The sequence below is a fragment of the Selenomonas ruminantium subsp. lactilytica TAM6421 genome (assembly GCF_000284095.1).
Classification (GTDB): Bacteria; Bacillota; Negativicutes; order Selenomonadales; family Selenomonadaceae; genus Selenomonas_A; species Selenomonas_A lactilytica.
In genome coordinates this window covers 1-17,377 of the sequence record NC_017069.1, presented here as the reverse complement: position 1 = coordinate 17,377, position 17,377 = coordinate 1, and the positions used below count along the sequence as shown (strand labels likewise).

Below are 17,377 nucleotides of genomic sequence, written 5' to 3'. Positions count from 1 at the left end.
TCTTAGTTACCAGCAGCAGCTTGTGCCGGAGTAACAGTTTCCTCGGTGCGGCCTTCGATGGTGATGACCTTGTGGCCATACTCGCCAGCCTTAACGATGAACGTATCGAACAGAACAGCGATAAAGCGGGTTGCGAGGTCTTTTTCCGTGCCCAGCTGGTACACACGCGGTGCAGCAGAGGCCACATAACGACGTTCGAGCTGTTTCTCATCAACAACGAGAATCTTGCCGACCGGGCAGTAGATGTCGCAGATGATGGGCAGGATGCCAGCAGCAGTCATAATAGCGTCTACCTTAATGCCGGGAACGACTTCCATCGTGAAAGTCTTGAGCTTGTCCTTCTCCAGCATTTCTTGTTCGTCGAGCAATGCCTTATCCAGCGGGTTCATGTAGATGGCGCTGGGGCGAACATTGTACTTTTTGTTGTACATCAGTTCAGCCACGTTCTGAATGATACCGAGAACAATGCGGGAGTCCTTAGCAATCGTGCCCTTCTTTTTAACCTGAGTGAGAACAGAGCAATACTCGGGGTTCTTGGTGTCCATCAGGTCGGTTGCGTTACCAGTCCACACAGCGCGGTCTTGGGCATCCAGCATATCCGTAACCATTTCATTCAGGGCATCAGCCTGCAGGTCACCAAAGCCAGCGCCTTGGGAATCGTAGTACACCTCGCGGTCGAACTTGGAGAACGTGATACCATCGACCAAACCACGCACGAGAGCACTTTTTTCCGTGTAGTCCAGAGTCGTATCGAGGTTGTGGTCAATGTTGCGAGGATTGATGAACTGGTGCTTGCTGTCATGCGGCTCCTTCTCGAAATAGCGGGTCGGGTGGCCGGTTGCTGCCTTTACAGGTACACGCTGAAGCAGTACACCACGCTTGCGGGTGTTGTCGAGAATCGGCTTATCGAAAACAGGTACATGGATAGCACCAGTGCCGATATAGTCAGCAGTTACTGCGCCGAAACTCATCTGACGGCTTACGCCGTTAAAAAGACGTTCCATTTATTTTTTCTCCTTTGAAATAAAAAATCGCATAAAAAAAGACCGCAAAAGCGGCTCTCATGTTTTATCTTTCGTGAGTAGTATTCGGAATCAACTACCATACCTCTTTATCGGAGCAGTGTTTTACACCTCTTGGATAAGAACAAGTATTTCCACAACGCTTATAGATACTTAGCGGGATTTTTCAACATCCACGATAAGACGGAACACCCATGAGAAAAGTGATGGAAAGAGTCTCGTTTCTCTTTGCTCACACGACTAGGTGTTTTTATTTTTTCAGTTCATGGAGTTGTATCAAAACCTCCACAGGGCTGAGGCGTGCACCTAATAAATAACCCCTACCCTTTGTTTGCCTAATTACTTAGACTCGAACTCGTCGCGATGTTCGTTCCAAATGCTCAGCTGCTTGCTCCACTTCTGAGCGGGAGTCAGGCTGTCATCCTTCTGAACTTCTGCGGAAAGTTCCATAGCCGTTTTTTCGTGGTTATCCAGCTGTTTTTCCGTGCCGGGGTTCTGTTCAGTCTTACGACCTTCCGGAGCCTTTTCCTGTACACCGAAATTCTGTGCCTTGAAACCGTCAGCGATTGCAGACTTGATGGCATCCGTCATAGCAGAAAAATCCATAGCCTGCGGCTCGTCCTTCTGTTCGGGTTCCTTTTCTTCAGGCTTTGCAGAGAGCTTTTCAACTGCTGCGGTCAGCTTACCAACCGTTTCATTGAGAGCACCGAACTTTTCTTCAAAAGCCTTATTCTGCTCGTCAAGAGCTTTCTGTACTTCTTCGTTCACTTCGTCAATCTCCTTTTCGTTGCCCATGATAGAGCACATGATTTTGGTTTTCTGAAAAGCCGCTTTCGACTTATACAGAATAGAAGCCCCAGTAAAATGGACTCCCAAGCAAGTTGCGTTTTTCTCGCTGTGGTCTATCTTAATTCCGTCAGAATATACTTCGACAGAGAAACCGAGGCTGTCTTTGGCGTTTTCCACGACCTCGCACACATCGGGAAAATCAGATTTCCACAGGTGCCCTTTTGCCTTAATTGCCGTACCGTCCAATTCGGCAGCATCGATTACTCCAACCTTAAAACGCGGGTTGTGCCGAGTCATATTATCTTCCGGCCAGTAAGACCAGCAGACATTGACACCGCTACCCACGAGGGAATCAAGGTCAATATTTTCAGAACTAAGCGTAGTTTTGTAACCACTATAACCGCCGCAGGGCGTTGCGTCCGTAGGAGTATCTACATACCCCAGGACTGCCTCAAACGGTAGTACATCGGGATTACTCGCATCTTGCATGGAAGAGAAGCTGATTACACTAAGACTTTGTGTTTTTTTCTCCATTGGTCTTTTTGTCAACTCCATCTTTTTGGTTTTTACCCACGCCATTAAAACCGCCTGTTTGAACTGCGTATTTTTTGTTCAAAGCAGATTTCATCTCGGCCTGAGTCATGTCGTTGTATGGGCTGTCAATATAGGGTAAGCCTAGTTTCTCGCGGTATTCCGCAAAGGTTAAGGCGTTGGTGTTCCATTGGTCTACGATTATTTGCTGGGCTTTCATCTTTTGGTCGTGCGTATCTTCGTAGTAGAACTCGAATTTTACCGCATCGGACAGTCCCAAACGGCGAATGATTTTTTCGTTGATAGCGTCCTGAATCAGTAAGCAAATGGGGCGAATAGCCTCGTTCTGCATAGACTCATTCTGTTCTTCAACGGTTGAGCGGTCAGTGTTAGAGCCTTGCCCCAGCTTCTTCGGATCGATGCCGAACGACAGGGCAATAATGGTAATGAGGTGTTTCTGCCATTCGAGGAACAGTTCAGAGTCACCTTCAGCACCAATTTTAAGACTCCCCGCACCTTTTGTGCCGCCGATAATCGGGGAACGACCGCTACCATAAACCTCTTCGGCAAAGTATTTTCGGAACGCTTTCAGATCATTCTCGGACACGCCCTCACCCAAGTTTAAGGCATTTCGGGGCATGGCCTGTGAAGCCTGCAAAGCGGCGTATTCTTCTGCCGAACCCAGTGCCATTAACTGCCGATACGCTGACTCCAGCGGGGACAATCCAAAAGCACTGTCGGTTGTTTTATTATGTTGGATATACAGAACATCTTCGTCATAAAGATAGACAGGATTGTACTGATTTTGACGCTGGCAGAATCGCGGCTGCTTCGGATTTTCAAAGAATCCGTGGCAATACTCCAGCGAAAAGCCATTGACAGGATAAAGTTTCATGGGCTGTGTCGGATTGCCTGTAAAAACAATCTCTGCAGCACCGTTGTCCCCTATCAATGTTTCGTTTACAATCTGTCCCCAAAAGGTTCTGTAATCGTCTGTTTCATTAGGGTGCTTGATAATGTTCTCAATCGCCCTGATAGCCTGTTTATAAGACCGGCCATCACCTGCTTTCGCAGGTACTACCCTCCAATTCTGTGCGAGTACACCGTCCCGGATAAGGGAAATCGCACGGTGAGGGATAGCAGAACGAGAAAAATCTCGGAGCATTCTCTCTGTGGGTTTCGGCGTTGACGCTTTAGGAACAGTCTGCGCGAACGCAAAAATCGTTGAGCGCGTCTCCCTGTCCGAGTGCTTGCCGAATCTCATTTGAAACACCCTGCCAAATGCCTTTATCTCCATCTGGCGAATATACCCCCCATCGGGTTGAATTTTGGTCTAATATTAGAGGATATACCTCCAAAAACAAGTTTCTGCCCTGTTACCGGAAAAGCCGCAGAGCAAATCATATTTACCGCATCCATGCCGTCATCAGACGCTTTTGGAAACCGCAGGAACTCATTTACAAGCACCGTTTGGTCTTTGCGGAATTTGATATATTTATTTTTGATACGCGGGATAAGGCCGCGCAGTCTAACCTCTTTCGGGGTTTTGTCGTTAAACTCAGTTATGGGAATTTGAATACCCGCATTGAGTCCACGCTTGGCCACCTCGTCCTTGAACATAGCCTGAAATTGTACTGTTTCAATGACCACACTTTTCAGGTGGCTTTGATATTTCATAGAACCTGCAATAATGAGGTCAATGATTCGGTCAGGTTTATACCTTCCCATTAGCACATCCAGTATGTAAAGGTAGCCTTGCTTATCCTTGCCAGCCCAAATGATTGCCGCTCGGTCTGATTTCGCTTTACCCAAAGATGGATCACACGCACCATAAACCTCCACAATTTCAGGAAGTTCATAGTAATAATCAAACCATTCCGGCAAAAATTCTGCTTGCGAGGGATCAATCGGTTCATTCTGATACTCGGACGCGAAGGAACTAGGATCTGACACCCTAAGCTCCATCATGTTTTCGTAGTAGTCAGCACCGCTTGCAGGCCATAGACTCTCAACGCCCTCTAGCATTTCCGCTCTGTTCTTTTTGTAGAACTTGTAAGCATCCTCGCCAGCGTTATCGTTGTTTTCGTCCAGCATGATAGTTTCCCATTCATCCCACAAGGGAGAATCAGAAAACTTTGTGACCGCCTGATACCGCTTTCTGTCCCACATCGAGAAGGTTGGCTCTGTAAGTAACTTTTGCAGTAATGCTTCATAATGCAAAACTGTCCCGATAAAGATATAGTCGGTGGTCGGCGTTCCTACTGGCAGCAGGGCTTTCATAAACCAGTTGAATAGTTTGCGGCGTTGTGCCTCAGTTTCAACAGCTTCATCGTTCTCGAGATCGTCAATGATGACCAACTCGGGGCGAATAGAGCCGTATTTGTTACCGCGCAATTTCTGCCCAGCACCGCGCCCATAAACCTGAACTTTGTTGGATGTGATGATTTTGTCCTGTGCCCATTTCTCCTCAGAGGATAAGTCGCCGAAGTCGGCTTTAATACGCTCATTTTCTTCCAGTTCTGTCTTAATGGCAGAAATGAAGGACTTGGCCTGGTCGAGCGTATCAGAAACGAGTAGAATATTCTGTTTGTACTTATAGCAAATGCACCAAATAATCAACAGGTAGCTGATTACCTGACTTTTGCCGTGGCCACGCGGAGCGGCTCGTACATAGTAATTCTTCCGGCGTTTACGCCTTAAAATCATTTCCTCCGCTGATTTGAAAATTTCTTTGTGCAGTTCGGAGAACTCAGATGTAAAAACATCCGGGAAATAGGTTTTCGCAAACAGTTCCAGTGATGTGGCGCAGTCCCGAACCCGCACCCGCAATGCTTCTGTGCCATTCCCCTTTTTCGAGGTCTTATCCATAGCCTCAGCAAGTTCATCAAAGAATCTAAGCTGATTTTTCTTTGCCATGAATACCTCTAAATTGCTCTGATGGTTTCGTATACTTCCGAATTGCGAAGCTGCTCAAAAATCTCTGCTCGAACAGATGGGTACTTGTTCAGCGTTGTCAGGACTACTCCCAAAACCTGACGCACTTTGCTCATTCCCAGCTGTTCTTTTTGGATTTTCGATACCGACTCATTGAGGTCATTCAACTGTCGTAAGCAGTTCAGGTATGCGTTATTGATACTTGCATACTCCGACAACTTTTCCTCATCCTCTTTGATTTCATCGAGGAATCGCTCCATTTTGTTGGTGCGCTTGACCAGTCTGTCCCTAACCTTACAGGCTTCGCCCAGCGCATCAAAGTTGGTGACGCTCTTGGAAATGTCGTTTCGGTTCATATCAGTCATACCGTGGGAAGTACAGTATCTCGAAATCGTCATTTTGTTGACAGGCTCTGCACCTGCAGGAAGATACCGATTGTTGATCTCGTCGGCAATCTCTTCACAGGTGAGGTCTTGTCGAAGGGCGAGAACCTTGGCTCCCAGCCCCAGTTTATCAATCTTGGACTGTCCTGCCATGTGCCAGCCCCCTTTCTAGGAGGACTCTAAATTTATCCCCCCATATATTACTCATAGTGAGATTCGACATTTTCAGAGGCTGAAATGGAAAAATCTCAAAAAAAATTACAAAAAAACACAAAAACAGCAAACAAAATAGCCGTAAGCCCTACTGCGATGTGGCTTCACGGCCTGTTTGGTAAATTTTGAGTTCAGTGCGTTTAGATGGACTCCCTAATAAGTTATCGCACCTGATAGTGCTCAGATGTCAGGTACACCGTGCGGTGTAGAAAATCGGGCTTAGAATCGATGCTTTACTTCTTCTTTTGCCGAGCTTTTTTCAATCGCTCCCCTGCAGCCTTTTTCTGCTCGTCCGTCATGTGACTTACAGCCGGAGCAGACCGCCACGAAAGAAGCCGCTTATCAACGCGATACTCGACACCAACGATTTTCCTGTTCTGCTTGTGGACTTGGTATCGCTCATATTTTTTGTCCAGCTTGCAGATCATGGTTGCATCCGTGGAATACACCCGAGCAATGTCGCCAGTGCGGTCAATCTGAATAACAGTTTCCTGTTCTTTGACTGGGATATACATATTTTCCACCTCCTTCATGTATGGTTTGGCAGTTGCCTGCACCATATTCCCCCCATGTTGGCCATCTAAGCCACCATTGCGGGTAATTTTTATTGCAAATCGGAGAAATTAAGCCTAACGGCTCTATTCGCGGCGTAGCCGCCTTTTACACTCCGATGCGATAGTTTATATGCGTTTCCTTTTTCAACGGCCTTAGACGGCGTTTCTCGCGGTCACTTTTTTGATTGCACAAAACCAATATGAGAAACAGCCGCTTATACGGCAATTTCAGACCGTGGCAGGTCATCAATACCACTTATTCGCGATGGTCACCAAATCGGAAAGGCTTATCCATGCCCGGCGCCAGCCTCGCGCTGCTCTCTTTTTGCCTGACCATTCCTCCGATGTGGAGAGAAAAGAGAAAACTAAAAGACCGAAGGTTGGCTTGCTTGCAAGACATTCAGGCTTTGCCTGAACCGATTGCCAAATCGGAAGGATTCACCTTTGAAGAACCCACTCACCTTTATATTTAGATAATACGTTAGTATTAGATAAATATAATACTCTTCTGTTGTTGGTCTGATTCAGACACCATCAGCCATTCCCGGCCATGCCCCAAAACAGATCTTATACTCCGTCCCGAACCGCTTCTTGCTTGCCTTGATGACGATAAACCCAGTGGCCTCCAGTTCGTGCTTCGCCTTGTCCAAAGAAACATGACTGCCAAAATGAGCCATCTGCATAAGCGCAGCATTGGTCATATTCAAGCTAAACGGCCTGTGAAGTGCGTTCCACTTATCAATCAAAACAAACAACAAAACCGCCGCCGAATGACTTACCTTACCCGATTTGATAGCGTAGCTTACCAACTGCCAGCCAGTCACAATATTTGCCCCCATACATCCACCTCCCTCCTGATGAACGCGACGCAAACTCTCTCTACTTTTTACCTACAGTGAAAATCGACACTTTCCAACGCCCAAATCAAAATATTTCTGTCCAAACGCCGGGCCGGAACAAACTTGTATCAGCTGTAACAAGATTTCCCGACGAGCCTGTAACACCGCATAGATGCTGGATGAAACGCCGCTTTTTCAGCTAATAAATTTAATTGTATACAATCGAATATATAGGGATATAGAAAAATTTTTGCCGCAAAATCTCCCTGACAATATAAAAATATAAACAAAAACAGGCATATCAAAAACTGCCCTCCGGCCAATCACATCAATGGAGCTGCCCTGGTCGCACTGTTGGAGCTAATGACAGTTTCTCCGATTTGGATTGAAAAAAATAAAAATATGGCCAAGATGCATGAACCAATCAAAGGGGGCGAAGCCTGTTCTGTTGTGTCCAATAGGTTTGTGAAAAATTGCCCCGTGTACCTGTTACTTTGAAACAATGGAACACCAACACGTAACACGGTCGCGGAATAGATATTACATGCTATATAGGTCGTGTAATTTTATACAAGCACATGTATAATTGTTTTGTCGTATACTGTTTTTTAAACTGTCCTTAAAATCCCGCTCAGCCCTTATATATCGTGCATTACAAGTGTTTTCGATTTGCCTTGCTCGTCACTCCGTATTTTACGCAATAGAAACACCATGAACCCTTGCGGCTCTAAGGCTATACGCTATTTACATGGTTTTATGCAGGACGTTCGCCGTATTTTGTCTTTATATAGTGGTCACGCCCTTTTCTTGTTTTGTCTTGTGCCCTGTTCTGTTACAACAAAATTTGCTATAATACGCGCAAAAAAATTTATATTTTATTTTCATTGTGTGCAATTATATTTTGTTATCTCGATAATCATTCTCCCTTTATTTATCTATACAAATCGACAAGCTGCAAACATTCAGTTGTATGCAATTTAATTGTATTATGTTATCAGATTTCTATTATCGTTTTTCTTATTGTTCTTGCATTTTCTATTGTGTCAAATATTTCTATTCTACCACCTACCTATCAATTGTCATACTATTCTATTATTTTTATTTTATCTTGTATTTTCTATTGCTTGTATTACATTTATTATCGTTTATACCCTACTATAAGCCGTCATCCCGCCATACTTGCTAATTGATAATTATTATCTGTATACATTTTCTTTGTTTTATCTATTATTTTGTGTATAGTTTAATTGTATGCAATTATATTGTGTATACGTATATCGTGTTTTCCTATTGCTATTTATTTGTTTATCATGTTTTAGTAATTTATTTGTCCTGTTTCGATTGTTAGTTGACCTTTGTTAATCATTATTAGTTAGTTGACCTATGTCAAGTATCAGCACGAATCGCGCCCCAGCCGTGATTTTTTCCATGCTTTGTTTTTTACCTATCGAAACACGCCGCCAGCCCTTGTTACATAAGGCCGGAGGCCACTTTTGTTTTATTTAGTACCTGGTCACATTCCTTCTATTAGTAAAAATATATAAGCGTGCCCGCGTATGTGTGAAAAATTCTTTTAAAAAAGTGTTGACATTATCCCGCGTTCGTTGTATGATGTATTTGTCCTTGAGGGACGGGCGCGAAGCCGAAAGGCTTGCTACCCTATCCCAACGGATATTGTTCTTTGACAATTACATACGACAAGCACGAAAAATTCTTTTCAAAAAGAGTTGACAAGCAAAAAGCCATTTGTTATGATATAAGCGTGGCGAGGCAACGAGCACGAACGTCAGGCGCACCAGTTGGTAGCGACCACGGCCCAAAATATGACCAGTGTATCTATTTCCCTTTCCATACCAATTCCATAACATACGGCAAAAGCAAAAGTCATAACTATCTTTGTCATACAATTTTTGTTGTGTGTCGTATGTTGTCGGGAACTTTGTACCCTAAAAACCCCATACCATGCAAAAGGCATCGAAACTGTGTTAGGCACATTCCCTTGAATGTTCGGTCAACGAATGTTGTGAAACATGCGGAGTAGCTTGCATACGCCGAACCTCTGAAAATTGTCAGACCATAGTTAGTCGTTTGTGTGGTATACCTGTACCCCCGGCCTGTGGCTCATTTGCCATACGCAGGCTGATAGTCAAGAACTTGTAAAGACAAGGTGGCTCATTTGTCACAATATAGCCCGCAGTTACGGTATCTGCAAAATAGGGAGAGTGCGTGTAAAAAGTGTACGCAAGTAAGCGGATGAAGTGCGCTCTATACGCCCTACAAAGTTGTGAAGAAGCAACGAAACAACCGAAATCTATAGCCTGATGGGGTATATAGTAGACCAATCGTAGCAATAATTCTAATACAAAAAGGCTCAAGGTGAATTGTTCTTATTTGTTCGCGTCAGAATGATAGGCACGTTTTCCGATTCGTAAAAAAATCTCTTGTTCGCATTTTCCTTCATGGATAAAGTCAGCCGAGCGAGTTGAAATCGTTAAATGTGCCTTGACTTGTGGCGCTAACACCACACGAAACAAAATCACATTTTAGGAGGTTGTATTTATGCAAAAATTTATCCAAACTCTTCCGAAACGCCGCTTACATCCAAACATCCAAAAGGCGTTGGCCGTCTTAGTTCCAGCGTTGTTTTATGCAAGTATTTTTGAGCGTTGGACGCGATAAAGGAGGCACTATGTTACATTATCAACTTGTCGCAAAAATCGGCTGGAGTAATCTTTGGCAACACCGTAATAATCCTAACAAATGGATTGTTATTTCTAACTGGCCGAATGAAGGAGAAAAAAAGATTAAATTTGACAAGACCAGTGAGGCCCTTGAATATTTTTATGGAGGTAAATAATGGAAATTAAAATGATTTATGCAACTAAAGGCGAATACGTTTTACTTAGAACCGATAACACCGTTGAACCGTATGTCGTCGCGTGGTGGCCTGACTTCAAAGAAAAGTACGAAAAAGACTTTGAAATACCTAAACCTGATTGGGCACAAGGTCACTACTTCGATAACATTTTACCTGCGTCAATCTATTTTGGCGAAACGGCAAAAGGCGAAGCCGATTTTTGGAGTAGCGACTTATACGAAATTTAAAAGTTCGTAGATAGAAACACAGGGCATAATTTCCGAATTGTGCCTTGTCTTGTGTCTACGAATGATACAAATAAACAACAAGCGAGGCGAAAAATTATAGGCGAAAAGTGACCATTTTCCGAACCGTGAACTGTCGAATCTATGTGAAAAGAAAAGGAGCGAATTTACATGAAAAAGAGTGTACTGAAGGTATGGGAATCTAAAGAAACCATCATGAAGCTGGGGAATCATGCGGTGACCATTAAACCGCGTCCCCTGCCTGTGACCATCATCGCAGACAAAGACCTTGAAGCCGAAACCTTTGAAGCAACGCGCGTGTTCTATTTCTTCGAGCACCCCATCTGTGTTGTGAATGATAACGCAAAGACCTTCCGTTTGTCCCACGCCGGAATATATGCGACTGACAAGGCAACTGGCGAAGTCAAGGAGGGCGAATGGCCGAAAACAACGACGCAGACGCTTATGATGTATCGCGACCTCGCCTGTGGGGAAGGTTACACCGAGATTGAACCAATCGAAGGACGGCCTGCACGCGACTGGAAAACACACATGGAGCAATACCAAAAGGAAAAGGAGATGCGCAAGGCGGGCATTATCCCCCCGCGCAAGACCCGCACCCGCAAGGCCAAAATCAACGAGGCAATGCTTGATCTGCTTGAGAAGGAGTTCGGCCTGTCGAGGGAGGCTATCCTTGCAAAGATGGCACAAAAAGAACAGAACGAACCAACCGCGCCTGTTCCGAACCTTCCGATGTGCTTGCCTGTCTACACTTGCACCGCCGAAATGGTTCACGACTGGTTTGTTAGTTACGACAAACGCTCACAGTATGGGGTGAATATTGACGGCGAACACGCTGACGAAGCATGGTGGCTTGAAAACCTGCCGACCGAGGACAAGACCGAGGAGCCTGAAGTGGTTGTGATTGACGCAGATTACATCGAAAAATTACAGGCCGAGGCTAAAGAAATCGAAAAGAAAAACACCAGCCCCAAAACAAAGAAAAAGACCACGACAAAGAAGACCACTGCGAAAAAATCCACGACGAAAAAGGCCGCCACTAAGAAGACCACTGCAAAGAAAAAGGAGGCCGTAGCGTGAATATCGGAGACAAAGTTTTTACACCACGTTTCTGCACAGTAAAGATTGAAAAAGTCTTTGATAACTACCACGATGCCAACAACGATGGCTACAACGTGCCGACCTACTATAACGGCGAGTGTTATGTGTTCGGAAAAACCGTTGATCTGCATCACATGGTATTTGCCGCAGTCGAAAAGTGACCATTTTCGGGCTGGCCGTCCGTCTTGAAATATAGTCGGATGGTCTTGCCTGTTTTATCCGATTTGAAAATCACAGGGGGTTTGAACAATGTTTAAATATTTCAAGAACATCGTGGATATGAAGGAACTGAAAAAAGCATACAAACAGTGGGCAATGAAACTGCACCCCGACCTCGGCGGTTCGGAGGAAGAGTTTAAGGCAATGTCAGCCGAATATGAACTGTGTTTCAAGGACATCAAAGCGGGCATCAAACGTAAAACCCATTCTGAAAATATTAACCTTGACGATGTGGACGATGGTTACAGGGATGTCATCAACGCCCTGTTAAATATCGAGGTAGATGTAGAGTTGTGCGGCGAGTGGCTATGGATAAGCGGCAACACGAAGGAGCACAAGGATGAATTGAAAAACATAGGATGCCGCTGGGCAAGTAAAAAGCACATGTGGTACTGGAGACCAGCATGGATGAAAAGCACAGGCAGAAAAGGCGGGAAGGATATGGACGCGATACGCGCAAAATACGGCAGTATTCATGTGAGCGGTTATAGTAGCCGGTTCAAACCCGAATTGACCGATTGATATTTGATAGCACCGAGGGCATCATGGTTCGCATCATGGTGTCCTTCATGGTATCAACTACCAGCAAAAAACAATCAAAAGGAGATGTTGTTTATGATTGACACATTTATGGTACAACAGGAGAAGGAAAAGGCAATGCACCGAGTGTGGACGCTTGAGGAATCCATGCGGGTACTTTGGAACAAAATGCAGGTAACTCAGGCAGCAGTTGGGGTACAAATCAAAGAGGATTTTTTCAATCCCTCCCCTGCCCTACTGTCCGATATGAAACAACAAATCGAGCAGTTGCAAGCACAGGCGTTTATGATTGAGAACGAAAAAAACACCTTGCGGGTATTAAAGAACACCTTGAGCTATATGGAGGCATGACAATGAAACAGTACAATAATTTTATCGGCTATTACCCTATGGGGCCGTTTTGTTCCCTTGAAGTTTGGGACATTGAGCACGGTATAGATGACAAGGTGGTATTTAGATGGGTAACTTCTGGCGAATCGAGCAGACTCACAAAATCAAAAATTCGTTATGACGAGCAGGGGGAGCCGTTTTTCAAAACGCGAGGGATGTCTGTTTCGTTCAACGATGTTATGCGCTGGAGTCTACCGTTTAATTAGTTGATAGCACAGGGGATATTATCGCGGGATAATATCCCTCATGGTGTTAACTAAACACTGAAAAAATAAAAATGAAGGGAATGATGCTTGTGACACCGAACAGTATTCACTTTGCCAACAGGTACAACGGCGAAAAGTGAGCATTTTGGGCGCGGGTTGTCTGTTTAATTACACCGCAGATGGCTCTGTCTGATTTGAACAAAACGAAAATCACAGGAGGTTTGAACCATGAATATCACTGTTAGTAAAATTGCACTTGTTAGAGAAACCGCACCTGCTTATTTAAAAATGCGGAGCATAAACTCCCCACAGACTGCAGTTGATACGATAAACGATGCCCTAAACTTGAAGGACGAGGCGCAGGAAGTATTGGCCTGTATTTACATGAACGTAAAAAACCACGTCGCAGGAGTTATGGAAACAAGCAGAGGGACTGTGGATGCAAGCATGGCTGACCCTCGCGAAATATTCAAAGGGGCACTGTTGCATAATGCCTCGGCGCTGATTGTTTTTCATAATCACCCCAGTGGTATTACTGAGCCAAGTATCGAGGATTTGCGAGCAACAGAACGGCTTTGCAAGGTCGGAAAAATTATGAACATTCGTGTACTCGACCACATCATAATCGGAGGGGAGCACCACAGAAGTTTAAAGGGTACTCACCCCCACCTTTTCAATCGGTAATGGAGGTTTGATTATGTTATTATTTGTTGTAAAGTCAATCCCCGACGATGACGGCGAAACAGTAGGTTATACCGTAAAAGTATACGACGATAATGGCAGTGAGGATTCGTTTTCTCCGTGGCCTTATCAAACAAAAGAGTTCTGCGAGTTCTTCAATAACAATGGTTATGATTGTGAAGTGAACGAGGACGGCAAGATGGTGACTGGCGAGAATTACTGGGATATATATTACACCATGCAAAAATTCGGGCGTGTGCGTAAATTCCCTGTTAGAATGATACAAATTTAAGGAGAGATATTATGTACTGTTTTGTTTCATGGAATCCCGAAACCTGCGAACTGACCAATCGGTTCGGAACAAAAGAGCAAATGATGGCTCTTTATCGTGACTTTGTAAAAAGATGGAAAAAAGATACCGTTATGGAGTATGCCGACGAGTGCGGCTGGGGGCAGACCTATGAGGAAATTTTGAACGACTCTTGTTTTGTTATCTTTAGCGAGGACTATGGGGAGAGCCAGTGTCAAGTGTTCAAAGTCAAGCGAACGGACGGCTGGTGGCCTGCGCTGAAACTGACCATTTCTCGATGGCGCGGCTCTGTAATTCGTAGGCTAATCTCGTTTCTGAAAAAATACGAATGATAAACTGTAGGAGGTTTGGATGAAGATAAGAGTGTATTTTAAAAAGATAACCGAGGGCGATGTCGTGATTGATGTTCCTGACGATACGCCGACCTGTGATTATCGAGAAATTGCCGAGCGAGAACACAGTGATATGGATTTATACGTCGGAGCAGACCGCTTTGAAATGACTGATTATGAACTGGAGGAAGAATAAGATGGATAACAAGAAAATCATGGAGCGCATCAATAACTTACTGAGCAAGACCGTGGAAAACGGATGCACACCGCAGGAAGCAGCATCAGCAGCAGCTATGGCGCAGAGGCTAATTGCAAAACACCATGTCGATATGAGAGAGTACAACGAGTCGGAGGAGGTTGGAACTGACAAGGACACTGTACAGAAGCCGTGGCAAGCGATACTGGCTCATGTCATTGCCAAAAATACATGTTGCAAGGTTATTCGCACAGTAAGGGGGCGAGGCAAAGCGACGCTGACCTTTATCGGACGCGAAACAGACCGCACCGCAGTCCTTCAGATGTTCGACCGCCTGATGTGGGCGTGTGCGCGGGGGATCAGTGAGCAGAGAAAAAAATACAGGGATATGTATGGTACGACCAAAGGCGTTGAGAACAGTTATGCTTCAGGGTTCATCAATGCTGTAGAGAGTGCTATGGGAGAACAGTGCAGGGCTTTGATGTTGGTTGTTCCCGAGGATGTAAAAGAAAAAACGCACGAGTTATTCCCCAGTCTTAAAAAAGGGGCAGGGATTCGAGCGACAGTATCAGGCGCATATAACGCGGGAGTGCGGGATGGACGGTCAGCCGCAGGCAGAAAAACAATCACGATGTAATGGAGGTATCTGAAAATGGATGTAAAAGTAAAAAAGAGAGTTGAATTTATCCGAGCTATGGAAACCGTAGCAAGACACATCAATGATGAGCGTGTATTCGAGGGCTGGCTTATGTGCGGAGTGCCTGACCGGTTCATTAAACCAACCACCACAGACGAGGAAATTGCTGACTACTTCGACACGGACGATGTAAAAGACCTGACAGAGTGTTTCCTGCGTTGTATGGCAAGAGCCAAGAAAAGCGGTGGCCTTTGCTATCGTGACTAAAATATAGACAGATTGAGGGCATCATGTTTTCCGATATGGTGTCCTTTATTGTGCCTATATTGGTGCTAAAAAATATTTAAGGAGTTGTTAGTTATGAGTATTGGAAAAGAAATCTACAAACAGTTAGGTGGCAATCAGTTCGCCTATATCACAGGAGCAAAGCACTTCCTGACGCACGATAACTGGCTTTCCTTCCGAATCGGCAGAAATGGCAGTAAGGCAAATTATGTGAAGATTACCCTGACTCCGATGGACACCTACACCGTGGAGTTCAAGAGAATCACGACGCCGCGACTGAGCCGGAAAACGTGGACATACAGTGAATACAAAGAAACGCTCATTGCCAAACGCGAGGGTGTTTATTGCGACCAGCTGCAGGAAGTATTTACCGAGGTTACAGGGCTGGTTACACGGATGCCGAGAGTTTATTTCAAAGGAGGTGCACTGTAATATGTGGAATGATATTAACGATAAGGAAACGCTACTGAAAAAAATAGACGAGCGCAAACAGACAATCGAAAAATATCTCGTGGGGTTATATACCCTGCGGGAGTTTTTTCCTTCCGTAGACGGCAAAATCTACAACGTAAGAATACGCCGAGCCATCAACGAATTACCCGATATTGATTGTTATGAGAGTTCATGGTGTCTTTTCAGAGTATATCGCGAGGACATCCACGGTTACGAGGAGCGCGACTTCATCAGCTTTACCGATGAGCACCTGCTGGACGAAACTGGCAAACGGGTGGACAGTGAAAAGGCCATCAAATGGATAAATAGCGAGGTTCAAAGCTACAGAAAATGTTTGGCCGAACTGGAGCGCGATCGTCTTGACGGCTGGGAGCGTTTCGAGGAACTGCAAAAGATAAAAACCTACTATGAGAGCCAGTGGCGCAAGTTTTCTTCTGTGGCTCGTGAGGGGTTCAGGAGTAGTTGCAAGTTGAACTGGTTATGTTAAATAAATTGTCTGTTACTATACCTTTTTTTCTCCCGATATAGTAAAATATAAGTGTGAATAACATACAATTTTCGTGTTGTGACATTTAGAAGGAGTGGTTGTTATGCTGACAGCGGCATGGTTTATTCTGATTTTAGTTCTGTTGTTCACCAAAGAGGGGCACGACTTCCTGCGGGATATGTTTGACTGACAGACAAGAAACGAACCAGAGCATTTTCCGGCTGGCTGGCTCATCCGATTATAGCTGGGCTGGCCTCCCCTGTTTCGTGATTTTGAAAAGATTGAGAGGTTTACGATATGAACGACAAGTATAAGGAGATATTAGAAGAGGCAGAGTCTACACTTCGTATTAAAGCAACTACCACCGCCGACCGATACATGGTTACACTGAGAACCTTTGACGACTTTCCTACTCGCTCTACGATTATCGCACATACAAACGAATGGCTGGCCGCTGGGCAGAAGGGAACTACCATCAGGCAGAAACACGCAGCTATTAGATGGCTGATGAAACACTTCCCGCGCTGTTTTGACCCCGTCGATGTTCAGGAGTCTATCAATTATATGTCTGAGATAAAGACGGTTGAACCTGATGTGTCAGTGGCTACACCGGAGCAAGCAGCTGATGTTATCCTGAAGTCAGATAGCCGGACTGCTTTGTTGGTTTCCCTGTTATTCTATCACGGCCTTCGCGTTTCGGACGTGACCAAGCTGAAGGTGTCGGACTTTGCCGAGTCGGGAAAAGGCATCGTTATGGGCTTACGCGACAAGAAAACTAAACAGATACACAACTACATCCTTGTGGACAAGGCAGAGAACGCTTTTCGCCGGTATGTAAACGGTCAGCGGCAGGACATTATCAACGGATGGCGAAATGACCAACGGGGGGACAGCTTCCTGTTTTTGGGCGTGAGAGGTCATCTTTCTGTCCGTTCCGTTCAAAGGTTGGTATCAGACGCTTGTTCCAAGGTTGGCTATCCTGACCTGCATTGCCATTCCTTCCGACATGGATGCGGCACCGCATACGCCAAAGCCGGGGCATCTGCGGCAACGATAAAATACGCGCTGGGGCACAAGTCTATTGCCTCTTCGATGCGATATATCCATCTTGACGAGGACGATCTGCATAAGGTAGCACAGAATATATTCTAA

The 17,377-nt window shown here is 45.0% G+C and carries 23 protein-coding genes; 16 read left to right on the top strand and 7 right to left on the bottom strand.

Features of this window, described 5'->3' with window-relative positions:
- Nucleotides 1-2: 2 nt before the first annotated feature.
- From SELR_RS15090 to SELR_RS15060, 7 genes are all read right to left on the bottom strand, one after another.
- Nucleotides 3-1,004 (bottom strand): hypothetical protein, encoded by a 1,002-nt coding sequence (locus SELR_RS15090; RefSeq protein ID WP_014425979.1) that lies wholly within the window; start codon nucleotides 1,002-1,004, stop codon nucleotides 3-5.
- A gap of 357 nt (nucleotides 1,005-1,361) precedes the next feature.
- Complete coding sequence (locus tag SELR_RS15085; protein ID WP_041914893.1) at nucleotides 1,362-2,345, bottom strand: hypothetical protein; 984 nt, start codon at nucleotides 2,343-2,345, stop codon at nucleotides 1,362-1,364.
- A complete protein-coding gene (locus tag SELR_RS15080; RefSeq protein WP_014425977.1) occupies nucleotides 2,320-3,639 on the bottom strand; it encodes a phage portal protein in 1,320 nt (439 codons plus the stop codon). Before SELR_RS15080 ends, SELR_RS15085 begins: the two co-directional genes overlap by 26 nt.
- On the bottom strand, nucleotides 3,630-5,258 hold the full coding sequence (gene terL, locus SELR_RS15075; RefSeq protein WP_014425976.1) for a phage terminase large subunit: 1,629 nt from the start codon (nucleotides 5,256-5,258) through the stop codon (nucleotides 3,630-3,632). The genes SELR_RS15080 and terL overlap by 10 nt, the downstream gene beginning before the upstream one ends.
- Before the next feature lie 8 nt (nucleotides 5,259-5,266).
- Nucleotides 5,267-5,812, bottom strand: coding sequence for a hypothetical protein (locus SELR_RS15070; RefSeq protein WP_014425975.1), 546 nt, complete (start codon nucleotides 5,810-5,812; stop codon nucleotides 5,267-5,269).
- A 293-nt stretch (nucleotides 5,813-6,105) separates the two neighbouring features.
- A complete protein-coding gene (locus SELR_RS15065) occupies nucleotides 6,106-6,387 on the bottom strand; it encodes a hypothetical protein (protein ID WP_014425974.1) in 282 nt (93 codons plus the stop codon).
- A 563-nt stretch (nucleotides 6,388-6,950) separates the two neighbouring features.
- Entirely contained in the window at nucleotides 6,951-7,265 is a 315-nt protein-coding gene (locus tag SELR_RS15060; protein WP_014425971.1) for a hypothetical protein, read from the bottom strand.
- Between the two features lie 2,689 nt (nucleotides 7,266-9,954).
- On the opposite strand from SELR_RS15060, the gene SELR_RS18935 reads away from it, so the two are divergent.
- The 16 genes from SELR_RS18935 (at nucleotide 9,955) to SELR_RS14990 (ending at nucleotide 17,377) form a co-directional block, all read left to right on the top strand.
- The gene (locus SELR_RS18935; RefSeq protein ID WP_014425969.1) at nucleotides 9,955-10,122 is read left to right on the top strand and encodes a hypothetical protein; all 168 of its coding nucleotides are present in this window, start codon (nucleotides 9,955-9,957) and stop codon (nucleotides 10,120-10,122) included.
- On the top strand, nucleotides 10,122-10,370 hold the full coding sequence (locus tag SELR_RS15055; RefSeq protein WP_014425968.1) for a hypothetical protein: 249 nt from the start codon (nucleotides 10,122-10,124) through the stop codon (nucleotides 10,368-10,370). The genes SELR_RS18935 and SELR_RS15055 overlap by 1 nt, the downstream gene beginning before the upstream one ends.
- 168 nt (nucleotides 10,371-10,538) lie before the next feature.
- Nucleotides 10,539-11,468, top strand: a complete 930-nt coding sequence (locus tag SELR_RS15050) for a hypothetical protein (protein ID WP_014425966.1) — start codon at nucleotides 10,539-10,541, stop codon at nucleotides 11,466-11,468.
- The gene (locus SELR_RS15045) at nucleotides 11,465-11,650 is read left to right on the top strand and encodes a hypothetical protein (protein ID WP_014425965.1); all 186 of its coding nucleotides are present in this window, start codon (nucleotides 11,465-11,467) and stop codon (nucleotides 11,648-11,650) included. The genes SELR_RS15050 and SELR_RS15045 overlap by 4 nt, the downstream gene beginning before the upstream one ends.
- Nucleotides 11,651-11,738: 88 nt before the next feature.
- The gene (locus tag SELR_RS15040; RefSeq protein WP_014425964.1) at nucleotides 11,739-12,230 is read left to right on the top strand and encodes a molecular chaperone DnaJ; all 492 of its coding nucleotides are present in this window, start codon (nucleotides 11,739-11,741) and stop codon (nucleotides 12,228-12,230) included.
- Between the two features lie 93 nt (nucleotides 12,231-12,323).
- Nucleotides 12,324-12,599 (top strand): hypothetical protein, encoded by a 276-nt coding sequence (locus tag SELR_RS15035; protein ID WP_014425963.1) that lies wholly within the window; start codon nucleotides 12,324-12,326, stop codon nucleotides 12,597-12,599.
- A 2-nt stretch (nucleotides 12,600-12,601) separates the two neighbouring features.
- Entirely contained in the window at nucleotides 12,602-12,844 is a 243-nt protein-coding gene (locus SELR_RS15030; protein WP_014425962.1) for a hypothetical protein, read from the top strand.
- A 228-nt stretch (nucleotides 12,845-13,072) separates the two neighbouring features.
- Complete coding sequence (locus SELR_RS15025) at nucleotides 13,073-13,528, top strand: JAB domain-containing protein (protein ID WP_014425961.1); 456 nt, start codon at nucleotides 13,073-13,075, stop codon at nucleotides 13,526-13,528.
- Nucleotides 13,529-13,541: 13 nt separating this feature from the next.
- Entirely contained in the window at nucleotides 13,542-13,817 is a 276-nt protein-coding gene (locus tag SELR_RS15020; RefSeq protein ID WP_014425960.1) for a hypothetical protein, read from the top strand.
- Between the two features lie 11 nt (nucleotides 13,818-13,828).
- A complete protein-coding gene (locus SELR_RS15015; RefSeq protein ID WP_014425959.1) occupies nucleotides 13,829-14,167 on the top strand; it encodes a hypothetical protein in 339 nt (112 codons plus the stop codon).
- A gap of 19 nt (nucleotides 14,168-14,186) precedes the next feature.
- On the top strand, nucleotides 14,187-14,363 hold the full coding sequence (locus tag SELR_RS18930) for a hypothetical protein (protein ID WP_014425958.1): 177 nt from the start codon (nucleotides 14,187-14,189) through the stop codon (nucleotides 14,361-14,363).
- Nucleotide 14,364: 1 nt separating this feature from the next.
- Nucleotides 14,365-15,000 (top strand): DUF2786 domain-containing protein, encoded by a 636-nt coding sequence (locus SELR_RS15010; RefSeq protein ID WP_014425957.1) that lies wholly within the window; start codon nucleotides 14,365-14,367, stop codon nucleotides 14,998-15,000.
- Nucleotides 15,001-15,015: 15 nt separating this feature from the next.
- On the top strand, nucleotides 15,016-15,267 hold the full coding sequence (locus SELR_RS15005; protein WP_014425956.1) for a hypothetical protein: 252 nt from the start codon (nucleotides 15,016-15,018) through the stop codon (nucleotides 15,265-15,267).
- A gap of 93 nt (nucleotides 15,268-15,360) precedes the next feature.
- On the top strand, nucleotides 15,361-15,717 hold the full coding sequence (locus SELR_RS15000; RefSeq protein ID WP_014425955.1) for a hypothetical protein: 357 nt from the start codon (nucleotides 15,361-15,363) through the stop codon (nucleotides 15,715-15,717).
- Between the two features lies 1 nt (nucleotide 15,718).
- Nucleotides 15,719-16,225, top strand: coding sequence for a hypothetical protein (locus SELR_RS14995; RefSeq protein ID WP_014425954.1), 507 nt, complete (start codon nucleotides 15,719-15,721; stop codon nucleotides 16,223-16,225).
- Between the two features lie 564 nt (nucleotides 16,226-16,789).
- Entirely contained in the window at nucleotides 16,790-17,377 is a 588-nt protein-coding gene (locus tag SELR_RS14990) for a tyrosine-type recombinase/integrase (RefSeq protein ID WP_158645834.1), read from the top strand.